At 60.9% G+C, this 23,977-nt stretch carries 21 protein-coding genes and 3 tRNA genes; 7 read left to right on the top strand and 17 right to left on the bottom strand.

Annotation, left to right across the window (positions count from 1 at the left end):
* The 11 genes from gspK to BLT26_RS08750 form a co-directional block, all read right to left on the bottom strand.
* Positions 1–1,011, bottom strand: coding sequence for a type II secretion system minor pseudopilin GspK (gene gspK, locus BLT26_RS08700; RefSeq protein WP_091512183.1), 1,011 nt, complete (start codon positions 1,009–1,011; stop codon positions 1–3).
* Positions 1,001–1,825, bottom strand: a complete 825-nt coding sequence (gspJ, locus tag BLT26_RS08705) for a type II secretion system minor pseudopilin GspJ (RefSeq protein WP_245720676.1) — start codon at positions 1,823–1,825, stop codon at positions 1,001–1,003. The genes gspK and gspJ overlap by 11 nt, the downstream gene beginning before the upstream one ends.
* Positions 1,825–2,250, bottom strand: coding sequence for a type II secretion system minor pseudopilin GspI (gspI, locus tag BLT26_RS08710; protein WP_245720655.1), 426 nt, complete (start codon positions 2,248–2,250; stop codon positions 1,825–1,827). Before gspI ends, gspJ begins: the two co-directional genes overlap by 1 nt.
* 4 nt (positions 2,251–2,254) lie before the next feature.
* The gene (gene gspH, locus BLT26_RS08715) at positions 2,255–2,830 is read right to left on the bottom strand and encodes a type II secretion system minor pseudopilin GspH (protein ID WP_091512189.1); all 576 of its coding nucleotides are present in this window, start codon (positions 2,828–2,830) and stop codon (positions 2,255–2,257) included.
* A gap of 29 nt (positions 2,831–2,859) precedes the next feature.
* Positions 2,860–3,279 carry a type II secretion system major pseudopilin GspG gene (gene gspG / locus BLT26_RS08720; protein WP_175453065.1) on the bottom strand — a complete coding sequence of 140 codons (420 nt, stop codon included), beginning with the start codon at positions 3,277–3,279 and terminating at the stop codon, positions 2,860–2,862.
* Positions 3,280–3,346: 67 nt separating this feature from the next.
* A complete protein-coding gene (gene gspF / locus BLT26_RS08725; protein ID WP_091512196.1) occupies positions 3,347–4,561 on the bottom strand; it encodes a type II secretion system inner membrane protein GspF in 1,215 nt (404 codons plus the stop codon).
* 1 nt (position 4,562) lies between these two features.
* On the bottom strand, positions 4,563–6,038 hold the full coding sequence (gspE, locus tag BLT26_RS08730) for a type II secretion system ATPase GspE (RefSeq protein WP_281245467.1): 1,476 nt from the start codon (positions 6,036–6,038) through the stop codon (positions 4,563–4,565).
* 17 nt (positions 6,039–6,055) lie between these two features.
* On the bottom strand, positions 6,056–7,987 hold the full coding sequence (gene gspD / locus BLT26_RS08735) for a type II secretion system secretin GspD (RefSeq protein WP_245720677.1): 1,932 nt from the start codon (positions 7,985–7,987) through the stop codon (positions 6,056–6,058).
* Between the two features lie 101 nt (positions 7,988–8,088).
* Positions 8,089–8,784, bottom strand: coding sequence for a type II secretion system protein N (locus BLT26_RS08740; RefSeq protein WP_175453066.1), 696 nt, complete (start codon positions 8,782–8,784; stop codon positions 8,089–8,091).
* A 241-nt stretch (positions 8,785–9,025) separates the two neighbouring features.
* Positions 9,026–9,955, bottom strand: coding sequence for an electron transfer flavoprotein subunit alpha/FixB family protein (locus BLT26_RS08745; RefSeq protein ID WP_091512210.1), 930 nt, complete (start codon positions 9,953–9,955; stop codon positions 9,026–9,028).
* Complete coding sequence (locus BLT26_RS08750) at positions 9,955–10,704, bottom strand: electron transfer flavoprotein subunit beta/FixA family protein (RefSeq protein ID WP_091512212.1); 750 nt, start codon at positions 10,702–10,704, stop codon at positions 9,955–9,957. The genes BLT26_RS08745 and BLT26_RS08750 overlap by 1 nt, the downstream gene beginning before the upstream one ends.
* Positions 10,705–11,056: 352 nt before the next feature.
* Here BLT26_RS08750 and BLT26_RS08755 point away from each other — a divergent pair, with 352 nt between their 5' ends.
* The gene (locus BLT26_RS08755; RefSeq protein WP_091512215.1) at positions 11,057–12,694 is read left to right on the top strand and encodes an electron transfer flavoprotein-ubiquinone oxidoreductase; all 1,638 of its coding nucleotides are present in this window, start codon (positions 11,057–11,059) and stop codon (positions 12,692–12,694) included.
* Between the two features lie 399 nt (positions 12,695–13,093).
* On the opposite strand, the gene BLT26_RS08765 is transcribed toward BLT26_RS08755, so the two are convergent.
* Positions 13,094–13,654 (bottom strand): DUF1285 domain-containing protein, encoded by a 561-nt coding sequence (locus BLT26_RS08765; protein WP_091512221.1) that lies wholly within the window; start codon positions 13,652–13,654, stop codon positions 13,094–13,096.
* A complete protein-coding gene (locus BLT26_RS08770) occupies positions 13,647–14,327 on the bottom strand; it encodes a TetR/AcrR family transcriptional regulator (RefSeq protein ID WP_091512224.1) in 681 nt (226 codons plus the stop codon). The genes BLT26_RS08765 and BLT26_RS08770 overlap by 8 nt, the downstream gene beginning before the upstream one ends.
* A 331-nt stretch (positions 14,328–14,658) precedes the next feature.
* On the opposite strand from BLT26_RS08770, the gene tesB reads away from it, so the two are divergent.
* From tesB to BLT26_RS08800, 6 genes are all read left to right on the top strand, one after another.
* A complete protein-coding gene (gene tesB / locus BLT26_RS08775) occupies positions 14,659–15,504 on the top strand; it encodes an acyl-CoA thioesterase II (protein ID WP_091512228.1) in 846 nt (281 codons plus the stop codon).
* Positions 15,505–15,572: 68 nt separating this feature from the next.
* A tRNA-Pro gene (locus BLT26_RS08780) sits at positions 15,573–15,649 on the top strand.
* 176 nt (positions 15,650–15,825) lie between these two features.
* Positions 15,826–17,067: a hypothetical protein gene (locus BLT26_RS08785; RefSeq protein WP_091512231.1), complete on the top strand. Its 1,242-nt coding sequence runs from the start codon at positions 15,826–15,828 to the stop codon at positions 17,065–17,067.
* A gap of 714 nt (positions 17,068–17,781) precedes the next feature.
* A tRNA-Cys gene (locus BLT26_RS08790) sits at positions 17,782–17,855 on the top strand.
* A 96-nt stretch (positions 17,856–17,951) separates the two neighbouring features.
* Positions 17,952–18,038, top strand: a tRNA-Leu gene (locus BLT26_RS08795).
* A gap of 385 nt (positions 18,039–18,423) precedes the next feature.
* On the top strand, positions 18,424–19,755 hold the full coding sequence (locus BLT26_RS08800) for a S8 family serine peptidase (protein WP_091512235.1): 1,332 nt from the start codon (positions 18,424–18,426) through the stop codon (positions 19,753–19,755).
* 70 nt (positions 19,756–19,825) lie between these two features.
* Here the strand turns inward: BLT26_RS08800 and pgsA are convergent, their stop codons facing one another.
* From pgsA to BLT26_RS08820, 4 genes are all read right to left on the bottom strand, one after another.
* Positions 19,826–20,401 carry a CDP-diacylglycerol--glycerol-3-phosphate 3-phosphatidyltransferase gene (gene pgsA / locus BLT26_RS08805; protein WP_091512238.1) on the bottom strand — a complete coding sequence of 192 codons (576 nt, stop codon included), beginning with the start codon at positions 20,399–20,401 and terminating at the stop codon, positions 19,826–19,828.
* Positions 20,402–20,492: 91 nt separating this feature from the next.
* A complete protein-coding gene (gene uvrC, locus BLT26_RS08810) occupies positions 20,493–22,340 on the bottom strand; it encodes an excinuclease ABC subunit UvrC (RefSeq protein ID WP_091512242.1) in 1,848 nt (615 codons plus the stop codon).
* A 59-nt stretch (positions 22,341–22,399) separates the two neighbouring features.
* Complete coding sequence (locus BLT26_RS08815) at positions 22,400–23,053, bottom strand: response regulator (RefSeq protein ID WP_091512245.1); 654 nt, start codon at positions 23,051–23,053, stop codon at positions 22,400–22,402.
* A gap of 285 nt (positions 23,054–23,338) precedes the next feature.
* Positions 23,339–23,971 carry an alpha-ketoglutarate-dependent dioxygenase AlkB family protein gene (locus BLT26_RS08820; RefSeq protein WP_175453067.1) on the bottom strand — a complete coding sequence of 211 codons (633 nt, stop codon included), beginning with the start codon at positions 23,969–23,971 and terminating at the stop codon, positions 23,339–23,341.
* Between the last annotated feature and the right edge of the window lie 6 nt (positions 23,972–23,977).

Consider the following 23,977-nt stretch of genomic DNA (forward strand, 5'->3'; position numbering starts at 1 on the left):
CTAGTTGTTTTTGTTGTCTTTTCCATTAACTTCAGTCTCTACCTCAAGTAGCTCCCGCAGGTGACTGCCGGCAAACATCCGGCGCTGACGCTGGATCAACCGGGCTTCGCCGCGCCCTTCGTCCAGCTGGAAATGCGCCTCCCAATACTGCCGGTGGTCTGCCTGCGGACCAAGTTGCACGGCAATCTGGGCCACGAAATACTGGCTGTGGAAAACCAGGCCCGCTACCCCTTCCAGGCCAAAGGGGGCCAGCTGGGAGCGTTCGCTGAATACGCCGTCGGACTCACGGAACGCCTCGACCTGGGCCACCTGGGCGGAGGGCGCCATGGCCTGCAGCAGCTCCACCGGGGCAAAATTCACGTTGATCATGGTACCCGGTTCGGGCAGCGCGCATAGATATGGGCGCAACGCCTTCCAGTCCTCGGCCTCCATCCCCTGCACTGCCGAGAGCTCCGAGATATCCGTAATCGGTATGTCGGGGGTACGATGGGCAATTTCGCGCCCGAGATAGCCATTGTCCTCGGTACCCGGCGCCACCGGTGTGTCGCCGCTGTCGATCCAGTCCAGCATCGCCGCGGCCAGATCGGCCTTGCCGCTCACGTTGCGCACAAGGCGCTCGAAGATCGCCCGCTGCTCCGCCGGGGGCTGGGCGGCACCGGCCAGGTTATTTACATTAAAACAAGAATTTAAGTCCTTGATTTTAATGCGCATCTTGCCATTGTCCGGGTTGAACTGCAGCGCCTCCGCAGCCCAGCTGTCGAGCCGGGAATCGGCCGACGGTGTCTGGTCCCGATCCTGCTGGTGATCCCGTTCCAGCGCAATTTTCGCCCAGGCTTCCGCACCCTGCACGAACTCAGCCATCTGGGTATTCGCAAGCAGGGCGCCCGTACGGGAAATGGCGATGCGGTTGCGGGTAATGGCGTGGCTCACCGCTGCGATGGCGATCACCATCACCAGCAGTACCGTGATCAGCGCAACACCGCGCTCTGCCCCTGGCGACTTACGAGGCATCGGCGTCCTCCCGGCGACCGCCGTCCTCCGCCGGGGCCTCGCGGTCTCGCTCGCTGTCTTCCGCACCGGTATCGCCGGGCTCCGGGTCCGGCTCACTGTCGGCATCCGTGCCCCCGCCTGCACTGGCGGACAGGCCGGCTACCGGCGCCTCTGGTAGTGCATATACCCTTCGCAGCTCACCTGCCCCGAGGGTCGTGATCCTTATTTCCACTGCCCGGGGCAACCTGCTGTCGGGGGCGCCGGTGGTGGTGGCGGTACCGACGGGTGGCCACTGGTCGAGCCACGCCTCAGTGTCGCCATCGTAATAGCGGAACGCCAGGTTCTCGATGCCGTCGAGCAGTGGCTCGGCGACAGCCTCCGAGTCGGGTGCGCGGTCCAGCACACGCCAGCGACTGCGGAGCAGCAGGCCACCGGCCTCCTCGCCGGAGATGGCTTCCGGCTGCTCGGGGAAACCGAGGCTGTAGCCGAGTCGCTGCAGCTCACCGCGGGGATCGCCGGTGAGATTGGCGGCGCCCAGGCGGGTGAACTCGATTTCGTCCGCGTCGCCGCGCATCGCCGGCTCGAATCCTGTATAGCCATTTTTGACCGGGCGCGCTGTCACCTGGCGGAAGTCGTCGTCGATGCGATACATCGCCATCGACAGGCTGCGCATCCGTTCAGCCCTGGCGGCCAGCGCACTGTCGGTAGCCTGGAAGGAATCCAGCAGTGCGAAGGAGCCAATGCTGATGATCGTCACCAGCACCAGGACCACCATTACTTCTATCAGCGTGAAGCCCCGGGCCAGTGCCATCTGGGGGCGACGTGATCCGATCATCACTGGCGGCCCTCTTCCCTGCCCCTGGATGGGTTATCCCCTGGTTGCGCCCCGGCCGCCCGTGCAGCCTGTGCCGCCCAGGCATCGAGGGTGAGACTGGGCGACTCGGCGTCGGGGGCCGCCACCTCGATGACGATATGGCGCAGGCGCTCTTCGCTGGTGCTCTCCACCCGGGCCGTGACCAGCCACTCGCGCGGCCCCTCCGATACCCGCTCGCTCTTTTCTCCCAGGGGCGGCCACTCCTTACGCAGCCGAATTTCTGCCAGTGCCTGCTGTGCCACCCAGTTGGCCGCCAGTCGCTCTTCCATCAATGCCTGCTGGCGCACACTGTCCTGCATGGTCTTGAGGACACTCGCTGCGATCACGCCGAAAATAACCAGCGCCACCAGCACTTCCACGAGCGTGAAACCACGCTCCCTGTGCATACCGCTAGAATTCATCGGACTGCCATTCGAGTTCAAGCCCGCGCAGCGAGCTGTAGGAGATGGTGGCGGCGCGGGCAGAATCGCCGTCTTCCACGAGGACCATTGCCATTTCCACCGGCAAGACCTCGCCGCTGGAAAGGGCGACAAACTGGGGAATCTCATCCTGGCCCTCTTTCCCGTCCCCGGGCGAGAATGCCGACGCTCCGGCGCCCGGCATCTCGGGCTCCTCGAGCACTTCCAGGCGGATGTTGTCGGGCAACCTGTGCTCGGCAAAACGCCTCGCAGCCGACCCGGTGCCCACGGAGTCGAGCCCCTGCCAGCGCAGGGTTTCGGGGTCGAAACGCATCACGGTGTAACCATGCCGCTCGACGCGCACGCCGTAGTGGGCCTTGTCGATTACCGCCCTGTCCGCCACCAGGCGCAGCAGGCCGGCAAACCGCTGCACCTCGCCCGCCCACACGCGATCACCAGCGCCACCGAGCGAGAGCACCGCCATGCCGGCCAGGGTGGCGATGATCACGATCACCACCAGCAGCTCGATCAGGGTGAAGCCCCGACTGTGGGAAAGGCGGCTGCGCATGAAGGCTTGCCCGGAGCCCCTCGGGCCGATCAGAGGTCGCTGACGGAGATATCGGCGGCCTCGCCTTCGCCACCGGGCTTGCCATCGGCACCCAGGCTGTACAGGTCATAGGGGCCCTCGGTACCCGGGCTGATGTACTGGTATTCATTGCCCCAGGGGTCCTTTGCCTCCCGCTTCAGGTAAGGCTGTGTCCAGTTCTTGGCCTCCGGGAAACCGGACGGCTTGCTCACCAGCGCCTGCAGTCCCTGCTCCGAACTCGGGTAGACGAAATTGTCCATCCGATACATGTCCAGCGCCGTCTCGATCGCGCGCAAGTCGGTAACAGCCGCCTTGACCCGGGCTTCTCCCGTGCGCCCCATGATATTCGGCACCACGAGCGCTCCCAGCACGCCGAGGATCACGATCACCACCATGATTTCAATCAGCGTAAAGCCGCCGTTTCTAGCCATTGTTCTCATCTTACTCACCCTCTAGATTCGCCGGTCCGTTCGCGCAAGGCGCGACAGCTCCCGGTCGTTATACCACCATCTGGTTCATGCTCATGATCGGCATCATGATGGCCATGACAATAAACAGCACGATTCCGGCCATCACCAGCAACATTGCCGGCTCGAACAGGCTTACGAATGCCGTCACCGCACCCTGCAGATCCTGCTCCTGGGATTCGGCCGCCCGCCCGAGCATCTCGTCCAGCGTACCGGACGACTCCCCGCTGGCGATCATGTACACCATCATCGGCGGGAAGTATTCCACCTCCTCCAGCGCGCGCCGGAGGCTGCCTCCCTCGCGCACGAATTTCTGCGCACTCTTCAGGCGCTCCTTGAGGAACTCATTGCTCATCACGCCGCTGGCGATACCCATCGCCTGTACCAGCGGCACGCTGCTGCCGGTCAGGATGGCCAGGGTACCTACATAGCGGGCGCTCTGGCTGCCGCGCACCAGCCACCCGACCAGGGGTAACTCCAGCAGGCGGCGGTGGAACCGGTAACGAATGGCCGGGCGCCGCAACAGGGCAATCGCAATACCCACCAGCGCCGCCAGGGCGGGCGGTACCAGCCAGCCCCAGGCAGAGATAAAGTCGCTCATGGCCACCAGTATGCGCGTCGGCAACGGCAGCACCTGGCCGGTGCCGGTAAATACCTCGATGACATCCGGCACCACGTAAACCATCAGGCCCGTCACCACCAGCACGCAGATGAATACCAACACGATCGGATAGATCAGGGCCAGCTGCACCTTCTGGCGGAATTTCTGCTGGTTCTCGGTGTAATCCCCGAGCCGCTCAAGTACCGCGTCCAGGTGCCCGGAGTGCTCGCCGGCCTCCACTGTTGCCCGGTAGAGGCCGGGAAATGCGCGGGGGAAACTGCCCAGTGCCTGGGCGAAGCTGTGCCCCTCGAGTACCTTGCCACGGACTGCAAGCACTATTCGGCGGATCTTGTGGTTGCGCGTCTGGTTGGCGATAGCTCCCAGTGATTCCTCCAGCGGGATGCCGGCGCGCAGCAGGGTCGCCAGCTGGCGGGTGAGCAGCGCAAGATGCTTGATACTCAACCCAGGGCTGCCGGACAGGAGGCGTCCGCCCTCCGATGCCGGACCAGCTGCCGGCTCTACTTCCAGTGGTACCAGCCCGCGTGCCCGCAACTGCTGGCGGGCCGCTCGCGCACTGTCGGCCTCAAGAGTACCCCGGTTCTTGCGACCGGCATCGGTCAGGGCGATATATTGAAAGGCGGCCACGTCAGGACTCCTGGGTTACCCGCAGAACTTCTTCCAGTGAAGTGACCCCGGCGAGCACCTTGGCGATCCCGTCCTCGCGGATGCTGGAAGCCACCTTGCGCGCCTCTGTCACCAGGGCACTCTCGGAGGCACGATCGTGAATCAGCTGCCGCATGGTCTCGTTGACCGGCACCAGCTCGTAAATGCCGACGCGCCCCACATAACCGCTGTGGTTGCAACTGTCGCAGCCAGCAGGACGATAAATGGTCGTATCACGGTTTTCATCGACGCCTAGCAGGCGACACTCGCCAGCATCGGCCAGGTGGGGCTGTCGGCACTCCTGGCACAGCACCCGCACCAGCCGCTGCGCCAGCACCCCGATCAGGCTGGAGGAGAGCAGGAACGGCTCGATACCCATATCCACCAGCCGGGTTACGGCGCCGAGCGCGGTATTGGTATGCAGCGTCGACAGAACCAGGTGGCCGGTCAGGCTCGCCTGGATGGCAATCTGCATGGTTTCCAGGTCACGGATTTCACCCACCATGACCACATCAGGGTCCTGGCGCAGGATCGCCCGCAGTCCGCGGGCGAAGGTCATATCGGCCTTGGTATTGACCTGGGTCTGGCCGACTCCCTCGAGGTTGTATTCGACCGGGTCTTCTACCGTGAGGATATTCTTCTCGCGGTTGTTGATGCTGCCGAGGCCCGCGTAAAGAGTGGTGGTCTTGCCCGAGCCGGTCGGCCCCGTAACCAGCAGGATACCGTGGGGGCGCCCGAGCAGCTCTGTCATCACCGCCAGGTCGTGCTCGGCCATGCCCAGCTGGCGCAGGTCCATCTTGCCTGCCTGCTTGTCCAGCAGGCGCATCACAACCCGCTCACCGGCGCTGGAAGGCATGGTGGAAACGCGGACGTCCACCTCCCGCCCGGCCATCAGTAACGAGATCCGGCCGTCCTGGGGTACCCGTTTCTCGGCGATATCCAGCTTCGCCATTACCTTGATACGGGACACCAGCAAGGGCGCAAGGGCGCGGCGGGGCTCCAGCACCTCGCGCAATACGCCGTCCACCCGGAAGCGTACCACCAGGCGTTTTTCGAACGTCTCGATATGGATATCCGAAGCCCCCTGCTTCAGGGACTCGGCAAAAATGGCGTTGATCAGCTTGACGATGGGCGCGTCGTCTTCCTGCTCCAGCAGGTCCTCGGTCTCGGGCAGCGCATCCACGACTGCCGCCAGGTCCAGCTCGTCACCGAGCCCCTCTACATCCGAGAGGTTGCCGCCCTCCCGGTTCTCATACAGGCGCTGCAGCGCCGCCTGGAAATCGCTCTCGGGGACCGCCTCGATATCCACGGTCGCCCCGGTGATCCGCTGCACCTCAGCGAGTACGGACGGGTTCAGCGGTGCCACATACTGGCATCGGGGGCAGCCATCCACGTCGACCAGCAGCACCCGGTGGCGCTTGGCGAAAGCGTAGGGAAGGCGCCGGGTCGACGCAGCCATGGATACCGCTCCGGCTGTCATTTTTCCGCCTCGATCTCTTCCGCTTCCAGCACTTTCACCGGCGCCGCATCGGAATCGTCATAGGAGCCGGTGGGCGGCAGCAGGTCCGGCAGGACGTCGCCGCGGTGCCAGTCCCAGATGTAGCTGGTGTTATCCCTGATGCCGAGTTGCTTGCGCTGCAGGTCCAGGTAGCGCCTGCGGGTTTCCTCGTAGCCGGCGCGGCGGGTGGTGAGGATCTTCGGGCGCAGGAACACCATCAGGTTGGTCTTGGTGACATCCTTGAAGCTGGAGCGGAACAGGCGACCGATACCGGGGATATCACCCAGCAGCGGCACTTTCTCCTTCCGCTCGGTGACCTGGTCCTCGATCAGGCCGCCGAGCACCAGCATGGCGCCGTCGTCGATCAGCACCCGCGTGCGGATTTCCCGCTTGCTGGTCACGATATCAGCCGCACCCTCGCTGGTCGGCAGGACATTCTCGACCTTCTGCTCGATATCCAGGGTGACCGAGTTGTTGTTGTTTACCCGGGGTGTCACCTTGAGCGTGGTGCCGATGTCCTGGCGTTGAATGGTGGTGAACGGGTCATTGTTGCTGCCCGACAGCAGCTGCTCGCCGGTAATGAACGGCACGTTCTGGCCCACCAGGATCTCGGCTTCCTCATTATCGAGGGCCATGATAGTAGGGGTGGAGAGGATGTTGGCGTTGGTCTCGGAGGCGATAGCGCTGATCGCGACGCGGATATCGGTACCGCTCAGGTATCCCAGGTTGAGGGCTCCGGGGGTCAGCAGGCTGGAGGGATCCAGGGAGAAGGGATTGAAACCCTCGCTGACGACGTTACCGTCGTCGTCCAGCACATCCGAGCGCGCCGCGTTGTTGCGGAAGCCCGCCACCGCGTTGTCGCCGGCCCCGGCGATCCAGCGGATGCCCAGGTCGTTACCGGTGCCCTCGGTCACCTCGACAATGATCGCCTCGATCAGCACTTGGGCACGGCGCACGTCGAGCTTGGCGATTACGCCCTTCATGGTTTCCAGCAATGACGGCGGTGCGGTCAGGACCAGTGAGTTCAGGGACTCGTTGACCTGGATGCTCACCTCCACGTCGGCGGCTTGCTGGTCCTTCTCGGTCTTCTGGATACTGCCGCTCATGCCCTCGAGAATCGGCTTGAGGTCTGCAGCATTGGCATACTGCACGTAGACCACCGCCGTATTGCCGTCTCCCTCGAGGGGCTGGTCCAGCCGCAGGATTACGTTCTTCAGTTGCTGGCGTGTAACCGGGTCACCGGTAAGCAGCACGGAGTTGGAGCGCTCGTCGACGGCGATGCGCAGCGGCTGCGCTTCGTTGGCCTGCTTGCCGCCGGATTGCAGCAATTCCGACAGGACCTGCTTCACCTCTTTGGCGGAGGCGAACTGCAGCGGTACCAGTTCGATATCGATGGCCCCGGCGCGGTCGAGCTGCCGGACGAGGCGTACGATCTGGTCGATGTTCGCGGCACGATCGGCGATGATCAGCGTATTTGTATCGGAGTATGCGGCCAGGTGCCCGGTCTGGGGGATCAACGGCCGCAACATGGCAATCAGCTGGGTGGCCGAGATGTTCTCCACCCGCACCGTGCGGACCACCAGGGATTCAGCCGGAGCCCGGGTTCTGTCGTCGGCGACGGGAATGGCCTGTTGTTTTGCCAGCGCATCCGGGACTACCTTCCAGGTCCCACCCTGCTCCACCAGGCTGAAGCCATTGACCTGCAGCACCGACATGAAAACGTCGAACGCCTCTTCGTGGGTCATGGGGTCGCCGGCGACCACCGTGACTTTCCCCTTCACATTGGGATGCACGATGATGTTCTTGCCGGTGAAATCGGCTGCCCAGTTGATCAGGTCGCGGATATCGGCGTTATCCAGCGAGAGGGTCACCCTCTCCGGGGGTTGGGCTATAGCTGACACCGCCAGCATTACCCCCAAGCATGCGGCAAGCAGCCGCCGATGAAACATCCTGATCATTGAATATCTGGCTCTTATGTAATTCGTAATGCGAAATAGCTCGTTGTTCTTATTCACTGGCTCTGCCGCTGCAGCCTGCGCTCTTTCGCCAGGCGCCGCAGCTCTTCGAGGCGTTCGCGAACCGACGCCCGCGTCTGCTCGGTATTGGTCCGGGAACGGGCAGCGGCCTCGCCCCCGCGCCGGTCCGGCGTATAGCTTGAATACCGGCGCTGTGGGACAGACGGACGCCCATCGGCATCCGGATAGGTAAGCTTTTCCATCTGCCCACCCCTTTCCAGCACAATATGGTCTACCGCTACCGAGTGCAACTTGGCGCCACCCGGAAGGGTTTCGCCCACAAATACCCGCTGGGCCGGCTTGCCGCGCTCGGCAACCAGTGCACTTGCGCGATCCTTCTGGCTGCTGTCCAGCACGCCAGACAGGACCAGGTTTAACTGGGTAATGGGGATATTGGCGAGATCGACCTCCGGCGTTTCGGCGGTTGATTCTACTGCGGCTCGCCCGAAGAAGGCCGTTGCGGGAAGACGGGCTGATTGGCGCGCCATCTCGCGGGGCGCAGTACGGTCTGCAAGCAGGGAATCCTGGGGCGCGGAGGGTATGAGCAGCTCGCCATAGGCGACCGAATTGAGCAACAGCCAGCCGCCGGCCACGGCAGCCGAGGCCAAAGTACTACGCGGAAGCGGTCCGGACGCATTGTTGCGCGCAAACAGGCCGCGAAACGGGGCGAAGACCCGGTTAACTGCCGTCATGAAATACCCTGTGAGCCAATAACGAGATCGACCTAACATTCTATTGTTGACGCCTATTGTCTTTCCTCACATCCAGAAAGGCAATGTTCCCTGATTTGGCGCCAGCTGCATCCCTTCCCCACAGGTATAACGACTGTCGGAGGAGCCTTGGTTACTGCGCGGCGGTACCTGGCTGGTATGAAGCGGAGGGCGGCCCTGGGCCGCCCTCCGAGTGAATGCCGGGCAGTATATTAAGCAGAAATTACAACTTCGTTTCCAGCTCGGGCACGGCATCGAACAGGTCAGCCACCAGGCCATAGTCAGCTACCGAGAAGATCGGCGCTTCCTCATCTTTGTTGATGGCGACGATGACCTTGGAGTCCTTCATGCCCGCCAGGTGCTGGATGGCACCGGAGATACCGACGGCTATATAGAGGTCCGGCGCGACGATCTTGCCGGTCTGGCCAACCTGCATATCGTTGGGCACGAATCCGGCATCGACAGCGGCCCGGGATGCGCCCACGGCGGCACCGAGCTTGTCCGCCAGCTTGTACAGCATCTCGAAGTTCTCGCCGTTCTGCATGCCGCGGCCACCGGAAATGACCACTTTCGCAGAAGTCAGCTCCGGGCGATCTGACTTCGCCAGCTCTTCACCAACAAAGCTGGAGATGCCCGCATCTTCGGCGATATCTACAGATTCGACGGAAGCGGAACCACCCTCGGCGGCAACGGCGTCGAAAGCAGTAGCGCGAACGGAGACCACCTTGATAGTGTCCGAGCTCTGCACGGTCGCTACCACGTTACCGGCATAAATCGGCCGCTTGAAAGTGTCAGCAGACTCGACGCCGATAATATCGGAGATCGGCTGCACATCCAGCAGGGCTGCCGCCCGCGGGAGCATGTTCTTACCGGTGGTGGTGGCCGGGGCGAGGACGTGGCTGTAGTCCTTGCCCAGGTCCGCGACCAGCTTGGCTACATTCTCTGCCAGCTGGTGCTCGTAGGCAGCATTATCGGCCACCAGGACCTTGCTCACCCCGTCAAGCTTCGCTGCAGCATCGGCCACTGCGCCACACCCGGCGCCTGCCACCAGTACGTGGATATCGCCGCCGATGGCCTTGGCCGCGGCGATGGTGTTCAGTGTCGCGCCCTTCAGTTCGGCATTGTCGTGTTCTGCAATAACAAGGATGCTCATCAGATTACCTTCGCCTCGTTTTTCAGTTTTTCCACCAGTTCCGCTACGTCGGCGACCTTGACGCCAGCCTGGCGCTCGGCCGGCGGCTCAACGTTCAGGGTCTTGAAGCGCGGGGTGATGTCGACGCCCAGCTCGGAGGGGCTGGTGGTGTCGAGGGGCTTTTTCTTCGCCTTCATGATATTCGGCAAAGAGGCGTAGCGCGGCTCGTTCAGGCGCAGGTCGGTGGTGACAATCGCCGGCAGCTTCAGCTCGACAGTCTGCAGGCCGCCATCGATCTCGCGGGTAACCTTCACGGCCCCCTCTTCTACCGCAACCTCAGAGGCAAAGGTGCCCTGCGGCATGCCGGTGAGCGCGCCAAGCATCTGGCCGGTCTGGTTGTTGTCGCCATCGATGGACTGCTTGCCCATGATGACCATCTGCGGCTCTTCTTTCTCAACGATGGCCTTCAGGCACTTGGCCACGGCCAGGGGCTGCAGCTCGTCGTCGGTCTCAACCAGGATGCCGCGGTCGGCGCCCAGTGCCAGCGCAGTGCGGATCTGTTCCTGGCACTGCTTGGGGCCCATGGAAACGGCGACGATCTCACTGACAACGCCCTTCTCCTTCAAGCGCACCGCCTCTTCCACGGCGATTTCGCAAAAGGGGTTGATCGACATTTTCACGTTGGCGGTATCGACGTCGGAACCGTCCGCCTTGGGGCGAACCTTGACGTTGTAATCCACAACGCGTTTCACAGCTACAAGAACTTTCATGGAAATCCCGTCTCGCTAATCTATTTTGGAGCCGCGACTGACAGGTCATATCGCGAACAAATACGGTTCTGGGGTCAAACAGTTGTTTGAACGCGGTGTATGTTGAGCCTTCTATTACTCAAAATCAATAGCCTGATAACCCTTCCCGCGCCTATTCATATGACTGATATCCAGCTATCGGACGCCCTCATTAAAGGGCGCAAGCCGTTGAATTCCGGCATATTTGCCACGGGAAATGAATACTCCTGCAATTGGTAGGGCTGTTGAAACACCGATATAATCGGCGCCCAATATAAGAAACCGGGCCCCCGGGCCGTTCATTTGTCGAGTGCAACCAGCGGAGGAGAGCGCCGTGGAACGCGAATCAATGGAATACGACGTAGTTATCGTGGGTGCAGGCCCGGCGGGCCTGGCAGCGGCCTGTCGTATTCGCCAGCTCAACGAAGACATCTCGGTGTGCGTGGTGGAAAAAGGCTCCGAGGTGGGTGCCCATATCCTCTCCGGCGCAGTATTCGAGCCCACCGCCCTCGACGAACTCTTTCCTGACTGGAAAGAGCGCGGCGCACCGCTGAACACCCCCGTCAAGGGCGACGACATCTATGTGATGGGCGGGGCCGAGAAGGCCACCAGGGTACCCAACCTGTTCGTGCCGAGCACGATGCACAATGAGGGTAACTACATTATCAGCCTGGGCAACCTGTGCCGCTGGCTGGCCGACCAGGCAGAAAACCTCGGTGTCGAGATCTTCCCGGGCTTTGCAGCCGCCGAAATCCTTTACAACGACGACGGCTCGGTCAAGGGCATTGCCACCGGTGACATGGGTGTCGGCGCCAACGGGGAGCACAAGGACGCCTACATGCCGGGCATGGAGCTGCACGCCAAGTACACCCTCTTCGCTGAAGGCTGTCGCGGCCACCTGGGCAAGCAGCTGATCAGCCAGTTCAAGCTCGACGAGGGCAAGGACCCGCAGCATTACGGCATCGGCATCAAGGAAATCTGGAAAGTCGCCGATGACAAGCATGAGCAGGGCCTGGTGGTTCATACCGCCGGCTGGCCACTGGACGAGAGCGGCTCCCACGGTGGTGGTTTCCTCTATCACCTGGAAGACAACCAGGTGGTAGTGGGCCTGATTACCGACCTGGCCTACAGCAACCCCCACGTCAGCCCGTTCGACGAGTTCCAGCGCTACAAGCATCACCCGGTGATCAAGCAGTACCTTGAGGGCGGCCAGCGTGTGGCCTACGGTGCGCGTGCCATCACCAAGGGTGGCTTGCAGTCCCAGCCGAAAATGACTTTCCCGGGCGGCCTGCTGATCGGCGACAACGCCGGTACCCTGAACTTCGCCAAGATCAAGGGCAACCATACCGCCATGAAGTCCGGCATGATCGCCGCCGAAACCGTGGCCGAGGCCCTTGAGGCAGATCGCTCCGGCGACGAGCTGACCGAATACAGCGAAAAATACCGGGAAAGCTGGGCTTGGAAAGAACTGCACAAGCAGCGGAACTTCGGTCCCGCACAGCACAAGTGGGGCAACATCCTTGGCTCGGCCTACGCGTTTATCGATATCAACATCTTCCAGGGCAAGCTGCCGTGGACCCTGTCCGACAGCAAGGCCGACCACGCCCAGCTGAAGCCGGCCGCGGACTGCAAGAAAATCGATTACCCCAAGCCGGACGGCGTGCTCAGCTTTGACAAGCTCTCCTCGGTGTTTATTTCCAACACCAACCACGAGGAGGACCAGCCCTGTCACCTGACGCTGAAGGACGACGAGATCCCACTGAATCATAACCTGCCAATCTATGACGAGCCGGCCCAGCGTTATTGCCCTGCCGGCGTCTATGAGGTGGTCGAGGAGGCGGGCGGCAAGCGCTTCCAGATCAACGCGCAGAATTGCGTGCACTGTAAAACCTGCGACATCAAGGATCCAACCCAGAATATCGTCTGGGTGGCACCGGAAGGTGGCGGCGGTCCCAACTACCCGAATATGTAATGGTTTCCAGGCGCCTTCGGGCGCCTTTTTTCTTCCTGCGGCCCTTCCCTTTCCCCGGCGCAAAGCCACCTGCTCGTGCCACTCCCAGCACTGGAGGAAAGCTTTTTTGCGAAAATATCACTTTCCTTAGCTTTAAAATCAACTTTATGGTTTATCGCCAGAAAGGCGAAATTTTTACACTTGTGTTGCAGCAAGGTTTCAGGCGATCGCTCCTTAAACTGCTGGAAATAATTTAGCGGCAAGCAATTCGAAGATGAGAAGCCTGCAAACCAAGACTGGAAGTGTATTGAGATAAAGCTTGGAGCTTATTTGCTATCGGCAACAAATGCCCGGCTGGGGGCCAGCAAGAAAATCAGCACGGGTAGATACAATTAAATGGGTAAAATTGAAGCTGTGAAATCAGTAGCGTCCCAGTAACACGCGTTGCCCCGCGCTCTCTATATAGAGGGCATTGGGATCCGCGGAGCCCTGCTCACCGGAAGCGGCCCAGCCAACCAGTTCATAATAGACGTCACGGGAAACCCGGGCGAAAAGCCCGTCACGCACTTCGATGTAGGGAACTGGCTGTGACGGCCGCCCAAAGGGACGCAACTCCCAGGCACGATCACTGTCCAGTGGGACAATGTCGCCCGTACTGGTGGTGAAAAGAAGCTTTTCCTCGCCTTGATCAGTACCCCGGGCGACCTGGGTGGCGAGAAAAGGGACATCCTCAACCCGGATGCGCCATTTCTCGACCGGTGTCACCAGGAAATAGTCATCCCCCTCCCGCCGGAGAATGCTGGCAAAGAGTTTCACCAGCGGTTTCCGCTGTATGGGCGTCCCCTCATGGACCCAGCTACCGTCCTTGCGGATAACCAGGTCCATATCCCCGCAGAGTTCAGGGTGCCAGTCCCCCACTGGCGGATAACCGCGAAACTCCTCCTGTAACTGCTGCAACTGCTGGAAGAGCGGCTCAGCCAAAAGAGGAACCCGTGTTGCTGCCAGAGGACTCGGGGGTATCCTCGGAACGCCGCCCGGAAATGTCACCGATGTGGACGCCCACATCCATGATGAATTCCATCAGGCCTTCCCGGTCTTCGATCACGTCGGCAAAGGAGCGCGAGTGATAGAGCTCGACAGCCCCCTGCACAAGCGCCCAATAGGCGGAATAATAGTAATAGGCCGGGACCTTCTTGAGCAGCCCCTGCTCCATGCGGCGCTCAAACACACGATTGAGCGCCGAGGCGTTGGAGTTGCGCACGGCGTGGAGCTCGGCAATCATCTCCGGTGCCAGGTTGAGGGCGATGATTTTCTCTTCCAGCCGCTGGAACAGTCGGTCCTTGGCCGGGTCCGCCATGCGTGACTCGAAGTAGGCACGGGCCGGGGCAGTAATGTCGCCCTGCTCTGCCTTCGCCAGCGCGGACTTGAGCCTGTCAGTAAGGGCCCTCTCGTAGTCCATCAGCAGGCGCATGTAGATCTCTGTCTTGGAGACGAAGTGCTTGTATATGGTGCCCTTGCCGATATCCACGCGCTCGGCAATCTGCTCTACGGTGACCTTTTCCTCGCCATGCTCGAGAAGCAGCTCAAGGGCCGCGTCCAGGATTCGCTGTTCCCGGGCGCGAAAGCGCTGAACTTTCTCCTTTGCCTTATCCATACTTCCGACCTTCGGTGCCATGCGGTTTTGAGACTGAAATTGACTATCCATTCATGAATGATAGGCAATTAGTGGTAATTGGAAAAGCACTGCGGAAAACTTTGTGTGGATTGGGCCGCTCCCGGGAAACCGACGGCCGCCGGCCCGGGCGCCCCGAGACATGTGTCAGCCCCCAGGCAATGAACCTCGCGCCAGTCCGAACAATCATGCTGATAGTTTCTGTAATGCCCCCGACAGGGCTGGTTGTTATCATGCCGCTCTGGTACGACTCCCGCCGGTGATTAATACTCAGTTACCGGGTCAACGGATTACAAAGAAAGTAAGGCACAGAATGGAAAAATTGAGCAAACTGCTGGATGTCGAGGAACTGGATAGCAACCTGTTCCGCAGCCGCCAGCATGTTGAAAATTACCGCAAGGTATTGTTTGGCGGGCAGGTTCTCGGCCAGGCCCTGATGGCCGCCACCCGGACCGTAGAGGGCCGCCTGCCGCACTCGCTCCACGCTTATTTCCTGCGCCCCGGCAGCAGTGACCTGCCGGTGATCTACGACGTGGACCCGATCCGCGACGGCGGTAGCTTCACTACCCGCCGGGTGGTCGCCAAACAGCACGGCCGGGCCATATTCAACATGTCTGCCTCGTTCCACATCCAGGAACCGGGATTCGATCATCAGGCTGACATGCCCACAGGGGACATTCCTGAGCCCGAATCCCTCAAGAACACCCAGCAGCTGGCGGAAGAGGCCGGTATGGACACCGAAGCCAATGACCAGCGACGCTACATGATCGATTTCAGGCCGGTTGATCCGGAGAGCTATTTCGATCGCGAGGTACGGGAGGCCCGATGCATGTTCTGGCTCCGGGCCGAGGGAGAGATGTCCGACGACCCGCTGGAACATCGATGTGCCCTGTCTTATGCCTCGGACATGGCCCTGTTGGGCACCGCCCTCCAGCCACACCCCATCTCCCTGTTCGACCCCCACCTGATGCCGGCCAGCCTGGACCACGCCATGTGGTTCCACCGCGACTTCCGTGCCGACGACTGGCTGCTCTACGTCACCGACAGCCCGTCCGCCAGCGGCGCCCGTGGCTTCTGTCGTGGCCAGTTGTTCACCCGTGATGGGGTGTTGGTGGCCTCCACCGCCCAGGAGGGGCTCATCCGGCAAATTAAAAAGTAAATCAATGGTTTACAAGTCGCGAGCGGCTGCTATAATGCCGCTCGCTTCATTGATGAGGCACCGCAATTCGGTGAGTAGCGCAGCCTGGTAGCGCACTTCCTTCGGGAGGAAGGGGTCGGAGGTTCGAATCCTCTCTCACCGACCAATTCCAAAAAAAAGCCCGCTCCTGCGGGCTTTTTTTATGCCTGTCCGGGCCGCCCGACGGCACCATTCCCTGACCGTACCCACAGCGATGCCGACTTGCCACCATCGCCGGGGCACCGGTACCCTCTTTTGCTGTCCAATCCCCGTGTTCAACCCCATAAAAGCAAGCACTCAACGATGTTACGACAGCTGTATACCCTGATAAGCCCGGCCATGCTCTGCCTGGCCTTCGCCGCAGCCGCGCCCACTGCATTTGCCAGCTCGTTTGACCTGCTGTATCGCGCAGAGATAAAGCCGGAGACCGGTCGTGCGCATGTGGAGATCCGCCTGGCGGGGCAGCAGCTGCCGGGCAAGCTAAAGCTGCACCTGGACCCAGACCGCCACCTGGAGCTGGAGACCGACGGTGACCTGGTGCTGGACGGGGACAAGGCGGTATGGCGGCCTGAGGGAGAGTCTGCCAGCCTCCACTACCAGTTTGTGATCGACGAACAGAAGGGCTCGGGCAGCTACGACTCCCGGGTTACCGACAAATGGGCCATCCTCCGCAGTGACAAACTGGTGCCACCGATCTCCGCCACCATGAACACAGACCTAAAAGCTGATACCAGGCTGGAGCTGGTGCTCCCGGACGGCTGGTCTTCCGCCCTGCCCTATGAGGAGATTCGGGACGAACTCTATCGGGTAAAGGACCCGGGCCGGCGATTCAAGCGCCCTAAGGGCTGGATGATCGTCGGGCAAATCGGTAGTCGCCAGGACATTATCGACGGCGTGGACACCACCGTTGCCGCCCCCCTCGGCCAGAACGTGCGCCGGCAGGACACCCTGGCTTTCCTCAACTGGACCCTGCCCGAATTGAAGAAAGTCTTCACCGGCTTCCCCGACCACCTCCTGATCATCAGTGCGGACGACCCCATGTGGCGCGGCGGCCTCTCCGGCACCCGCTCACTTTTTATGCACTCCGACCGTCCGCTGGTCAGCGGTAACAGGACCAGCAGCATGATCCACGAGCTTGTCCATGTAGCCACTGGCATCCGTGGTGATCACCAGAGCGACTGGATTGTCGAAGGCCTGGCCGAGTTTTACTCGCTGGAAATCCTGCGACGCACAGGCGGGATCAGCGAGAGGCGTTACCAGGGGGCGGTAGACGAACTGGAGGAGTGGGGCAAGGAGGCTCCCACGTTGCTGGTAAAACGCTCGTCGGGTCCGATCACAGCCCGTGCAGTTGGCATCATGCGCCAGCTGGATCGCGAAATCCGGTCTGCCAGTGGCGGCGAGGCCAGTATTGATGACGTGGCCCGGGCCCTGGCCGAAGACCGGGGCAAGGTGACGCTGGAGCGGTTCCGCAAGCTTGCCGAGGAAGCCGCCGGCCGCCCCGTGAAGGCCCTGGACAAGCACAACCTCCGCGACGCGAATCAGTGAGCAAATGACAGGCAAAAAAAAGCCCTGACGACGGGGGGGGGGGGAGAGCGTCAGGGCCAAGACCATTAGGAGTGAAACTTGGAGGATTTCATCCTTGCTACACAGCGGACGAGTGCCTTCGCGGCGCGTCCTACCGGCATTACCGAGCACCTTGGGGGGTATGTGCTAGCCAGTTATTGCAAGTATTGAACAACCCATCGGGATTGCCAGCACGCTAGGGTAAAAATTTAGAACAATTGGCAATAGATATGGCGACCATCCATAGCCAAGCTGATTAACCGCCTACGCAGATCGCCAGTTAAGGCAGATTGCCCGGTTTCCCGGCAGCACTTCAATAGTTGGTGAGACGGTGCTTGACTAATCCCGGCCAGTCCATAGAATAGCGCCTTCCTCGCGCCCCTGACGGAGCGTAAGTATAAGAAAACGCTAGGATTTTTCGGCTGTTTCCGATAGAATCCGACCCGTTTTCGCGATCCGCCAAGGCGGACGCCCTGTGGCCAGGTGGCAGAGTGGTTATGCAGTGAACTGCAACGCCAGCGCCAGCGGCCAGAAAAAGTGCCGGTGACATCGAACCGGCGGAGCGAAACCTCTGAATTCGATGATATGGCTAGGTGGCAGAGTGGTTATGCAGTGAACTGCAACTCCAGCGCCAGCGGCCAGAAAAGTGCCGGTGACATCGAACCGGCGGAGCGAAACCTCTGAATTCGATGATATGGCTAGGTGGCAGAGTGGTTATGCAGCGGACTGCAACTCCGTGTACGCCGGTTCGATTCCGACCCTAGCCTCCATTTTCCCCACACCGGCGTCACCTGTGCCGCCGGTGATCCGCGAGAGTCAGCGCCCCAGGCTCGGTTAGCGCTGGGACCATACAACTCTCGCCCCCTGCCCGGGTGGTGGAATCGGTAGACACAGGAGACTTAAAATCTCCCGGCCTTACGGCCGTGCCGGTTCAAGTCCGGCCCCGGGCACCACTTCCAGCCTTTGACTACTTTATCCTCGCCGGCAATCATCTGGCCATGCGCAACAGGCCCCCTCCCCTGTCCTGCAGCAGTTCAAATTTAGGACGTTAGCATCCCCGCTGGATTTCCTGCCGCAGCCCCTGCTCCTTGCCCCGCTCAAAATGAGATAAGTGAAAATGATTTACCTATCGATCAGAATGAGCGCCGCGCCAAAAATAAAAAAACATCCTATTTGCCTGGGCTTTTTGAACAAACCCTTGTTTTTTTAATCCGTGATGTTTACTCCGGTGCCGAGCGCCGATTAGATGGAGGCAGCGGTACTGCCACAGCAGACCCTGTTTGCCCTGAGGTCAGTAGTAGGGAAAAGACTGAACAAAATGCAAAAAAAGGGAATTGTATGCTTCGTAAACACACCATTGCGTTTTTCTCCATGCTCTCCGTTGGGAGCGCCCTCTCCGCGAACGTCCAGGCCGACCCATGGCTAGTGGTCGTGCACGGTAATGAGGTCCGACAGGAAACCCTTAACCAGATCGCCGCCGCCGGCGGCCAGGTGACCAGGAATATTTCCCAGATTGGGGTCCTGCAGGTCGAGGCGGATGAAAACTTCGGGCAGGCCGCGCGCGCCATTGCCGGGGTCAAGCATTTGAGCAGCGATTCAACCTTCCAGTTTTATCACCCCGTCACCGAGGATGGAGTCTCCCTGGAGTACGCAAGCAATCCGCCCGGCAGTGGTGATGATGATTTCTTTTTTGACCTGCAGTGGGGGCACGATGCCGTCAATGCACCGGAAGCCTGGAACAACGGCATTACCGGCAAGGGTGTGCGGGTGGCAGTGATTGATGGCGGCTACGACCTGGATCACCCGGACCTCGCTCCCAACATCTACCTGAAGGCGAGCAAGGACTTCACTGGCGAAGGCCTGGATTACAGCATCGACGACACCTTCAGCCACGGCTCCCATGTCGCCGGAACCATAGCTGCCGCGGACAATGGCTTCGGGACCATCGGCGTTGCCCCCGAGGCAACACTGATACTCCTGAAGGCACTGCGCGATGAGGGCTCAGGTTCTTTCGGCGACGTGGCTGCCGCGATTGTGCATGCGGCCGATTACGGTGCTGATGTCATCAACATGAGCCTGGGTGCTTCTTTTCCTGCGAGCGCGGAGGGTGCGGCGGCGCTGAAGGTCATGATGTCCCGGGCAACCACCTACGCGCATAATGCCGGCTCGACCATCATCACTTCAGCTGGCAATGACGCGCGCGACGGGGACAAGGACACCGACACCGTGACGCTGCCGGCAGACTCGCCGCATGTCATCTCCATTTCAGCGACTGGCCCCCGTGGCTGGGCCGCCGGAAGTGACGACCTCAATGAGCTGGCAGTCTACTCAAACTATGGCCAGTCCCTGATCGACTTCGCGGCACCCGGCGGTGACTACGAGTATTACCTGACAAATGGCACTGCCAACTGCGAGGTCGCCGGGCTGCTGCGGCCGTGCGGTGTGTTCGACTTTGTATTCAGCACTGGCAACGGCGGCTGGTACTGGTCGGTGGGCACCAGCATGGCTGCCCCGCACGCTGCCGGCGTAGCCGCCCTACAACTTCAGGCCAATGGCGGCCAATTGAAGCCAGCCCAGCTGGAGTCGGAGCTTGCCCACGAGGCCCTCGACCTGGGCAAGCCTGGCAATGACGACGACTTCGGCGGCGGCCTGGTCCAGGCACCCCGCTAATCAGGAGCCCAAAAAAAGGCCCGTGCGTCCAGCGCACGGGCCTTTTGCGTCCAGCATATCAGGCGGTTCTTCAGGATTCGCCTTCAGAACTCTCGCCGCTGTCCATCAGGGCCGGCCATGCAGCGCGGAGGTAGATAAACATCGACCAGAGCGTGAGTGCTGCCGCGGTATACAGCAATATGTAGCCCAGGGTCTCCATCAGCGGGAATTCCCGCACATCGAAGGCCAGCAATACAATGATTGCGGCCATTTGTGCGGTGGTCTTTACCTTGCCGATAAAAGAGACCGCGACACTGCTGCGCAGGCCCAATCCCGCCATCCATTCGCGGAGCGCCGAAACCGCGATCTCGCGCCCGATAATGACCGCCGCAGCAATGGTAAACCAGGCATTCTGGTGCAGGCCCACGAGCAGCACCAGCGCAGTGGCGACCATCAGCTTATCCGCGACCGGGTCCAGGAAAGCCCCGAATGGTGTGCTCTGGTTCATCTTGCGGGCAATGTACCCATCCAGCCAGTCAGTGATCGCAGCGAGGGAAAAAATAACAGCGGAAGCCAGGTAGCTCCACTTGTACGGCAGAAAGAAGACCAATACCAGAACCGGTATCAGTGCGACCCGGAAAAGGGTCAATTGATTGGCGAGTGTCATGCTTTTCCCTGTACTTATGGTGGGCGTACGTTACCAACTTGTCGGCCAAAAAGAAACTTTACGCGCCCGGCTAGCATTGCCAACAGTGCGGTCAATGACTGTGTAAAGCCGAGTATATATCCTGTGCGAGCTTGCGGCTTACCCCCTCCACGGACGCGATTTCCTGCACCGTGGCACGCTTGATCTCCTGCAAGCCGCCAAAATGACGCAACAGCGCGCGTCGCCGCGCTGGCCCGACGCCGGGAATCCCCTCCAGGGGCGACTCACGCCGTTTCTTGTCGCGGCGTTGCCGGTGGCCGGTGATGGCAAAACGGTGGGCTTCATCGCGAACCTGCTGGATCAAGTGCAGGGCCGGAGAGTCTGCGGACAGGACCAGCTCACGATCACCCGCCACCACATAGAGAGTCTCGAAACCTGCCTTACGCGTGGTCCCCTTGGCGACCCCGACAATCTGCACCCCGACCACACCCAGGGCATTGAGGCTCTCCACAGCCTGGCGCACCTGCCCCTTACCGCCATCGATCAACAGGATGTTGGGGAACTTGCCCTCCCCGCTCGATAGTCGGGTGTAGCGCCGCTTCAACGCCTGGGCCATGGCCGCATAATCGTCCCCGGCCTTGATGCCCTCAATATTGAAGCGGCGATAATCCGACTTCACCGGACCCCCGGTGTCGAAAACCACGCAGGATGCCACCGTTGCCTCGCCGCTGGAGTGGCTGATATCGAAGCATTCAAGCCGCTCGGGCAGCTGCTCGAGCTCAAGTGCTTCCTGCAGGGCCCCAAACCGGTCCTGCAGTTTTTGCTGCGCGGCCGTCCGACTGCCGAGGTTCTGCACCGCAGCCTGTTGCGCCATGGAGACCCAGGTGGCCCGGCTACCGCGGAGCCGGTAGGATATGGTTACATCGCGGCCCGCCTGCTGGCTGAGTGCCTGCTGCAGGGCCTCGTGGTCGCCGATCTCTTCTGAGGCGAGGACTTCCCGCGGTATCTCGCGCTGGCTGCCGAGGTAAAACTGGGGAATAAAGGCTGACAATAACTCGGCGTTGCTGAGACCCAGGCGCTCCTCCGGGAAAAAGCTGCGACTGCCCAAAATCCGGCCCTGGCGCACGAACAGCACATGGACACAGCAGGACCCACCCTGCGTGGCCACACCCATGACATCCGCATTGCCGCTCGCTTTCTCCGCCACCTGGTCGGCCTGCAGTCGCCTCAGGTCTGCTATCTGGTCGCGCAAGCGTGCAGCCCGTTCAAAGTCGAGATCACGCGAGGCCCGTTCCATCTGGTCGGCCAGCTCGCGCATGATCTTGTCGCTCTTGCCTGCGAGGAACATTTCAGCGTGCCGCACATCGGTGCGGTAATCGTCCTCGCTGATAAACCCCACACAGGGGGCGGTACAGCGCTCTATCTGGTATTGGAGGCAGGGGCGGGAGCGGTTACGGAAGACACTGTCTTCGCAGGAGCGGATACGGAAAGTCTTCTGCAGGAAATTGAGACTGTCACGTACGGAAGCCGCGTTTGGGTAGGGACCGAAGTACTGCCCCTTCTTACGCTTGGCGCCACGGTGCAGGGCGATGCGCGGGTAGGTATCAGTACTGGAAAGGAAGATATAGGGGTAACCCTTGTCGTCCCGCAGCATGACATTGTATGGCGGGCGCTGGGACTTGATCAGGCTCTGTTCGAGTATCAGCGCCTCGGTTTCACTGCGAGTGACTGTGACCTCGATGCTGTTGATGCGCTGGACCAGCGCCATCGTCTTGGCGGTGAGGCCGGATGCACGGAAATAGCTGGACAGGCGATTGCGCAGGTTCTTCGCCTTGCCCACGTACAGGATGCGCCCCCCTGCATCAAACATCTGGTAGACGCCGGGTTTGCGCGTGACCGATTGCAGGAAGCGCTTGCTGTCAAACGAGTGTACAGTGCCCGGGACGTCGCTATCTGTCATGGATTACGCCAATTACTTCTGAGCGGAATACATCGTGGCCCGGCCCCGCAATCGGGGGCTCAGAGCACTGCCTCGGGATCCAGGACCTGATATTTCACCGCAAGCAGGGTCAGCTCAACATCACTCTGGATACAGAGCTTTTCAAAGATGCGGTAACGGTAACTGTTGACAGTTTTCGGGCTGACCGCAAGCGTCGAGGCAATCTCCGCAACCTTGCTCCCATTGACGATCATGATCGCTGTCTGGAGCTCCCGCTCCGAAAGGTCGTCAAATGGGGAAGATTTCTCGGCCTTGCCGTTTACGTTGCGAAGCGCCAGCTTTGTAGCCATGGAGCTACTAAGGTAAACGCTTCCCGAGTGCACCGTCCTGATGGCCTTCACCATCTCTTCGAGGTCGGCACCCTTGGTGACGTAACCGGAAGCACCGGCCTGCATCAGCCGGCCGGGAAACAGGTCATCGTCCAGTGCGCTCACGGCAATAACCCGCGAATCCGGCACACGGGCCAACAACTTGCGAGTTGCCTCCATACCACCCATACCCGGCATTTTGACATCCATCAGGATGACATCCGCGGGCTGCTGGCGGACAAATGCGAGCGCCTCTTCGCCGCTGCTGGCCTGGCCAACAACTTCAATATCCGGGACGTCACTGAGCATGCGCGAAATTCCCATCCGCACAAGGTCGTGATCGTCAACCACCAAGACTCTAATCAAATTAGCTCCAACTACGGATTGTGGGGACAGCGAACTATTCCATTATTTCGGTCCCGCACACTTTTTTACGTGTTCTTGTACCCGGTGCACCAAAGCTTCCGGGCAAATCCACAGAGCCTCGAACCAAAATACCAGACAATCGCGGCAGTGCAAAGAGACTATCACCCCACAGGCACGGCGACGCCCATGACGTTGGATTCTCAACCCCGGATATAACCAAAAGACATGAAAGGTCGCCAGCACGAGGGGCTTCCGGGAACCGGTTCTATCGTGTCGTTCGCACGCTCATGATGGGAACATACGAAACGTGAGGCTGACCCGCTCCCCCAGCTGGCGCCGGCTTTTCGCTACCTGGTGCAGCCAATGGTGCTGGACAGCCCCGGACGTGAGAAGCAGGGAGCCCTTGCCCAGCGACAGTGCCAGCCGCCCTTCCCCGCTGCGGCGCTTGAAGGAGAGCCGGCGCGGCTCGCCAAGACTCAGGGTGGCGATTACCGGGTGGTCACCGAGTTCACGCTCGTCATCAGCGTGCCAGCCCATACTGTCCTCGCCCCCGCGATAATGGTTGGCCAGCACCGAATTGAAGCAAAAACCGGCTTTTGCCAGGCGCTGCCGGATACGGAATAGCTCCACAGGCCAGGGCTGCCCGACCTGCGCGAGGCCTGACCAGCGATAGGTGATTCCCGGATCGGCAACAAAGGCGTGTCGCCGCGGAATCGGGTGACTGCGCCCAAACATGCGGATACTGGGCTGCTCCCACGACAGCCGCGTAAACAGCGACTGCATCAAGGCAAGGTCCTCCCCCGGTCGCAGCCAGTCCGGAACCAGCAGCGCGCTCCCCGGAGAGAGATCCACCCACTCTTGGTCAGCAACATTAGCGGCCAGCGCCTCTGCCCTGGCCTGGAAAGCCGCCTCATCCATGGGAAG

It is taken from the genome of Microbulbifer yueqingensis, from assembly GCF_900100355.1.
Taxonomy (GTDB): domain Bacteria; phylum Pseudomonadota; class Gammaproteobacteria; order Pseudomonadales; family Cellvibrionaceae; genus Microbulbifer; species Microbulbifer yueqingensis.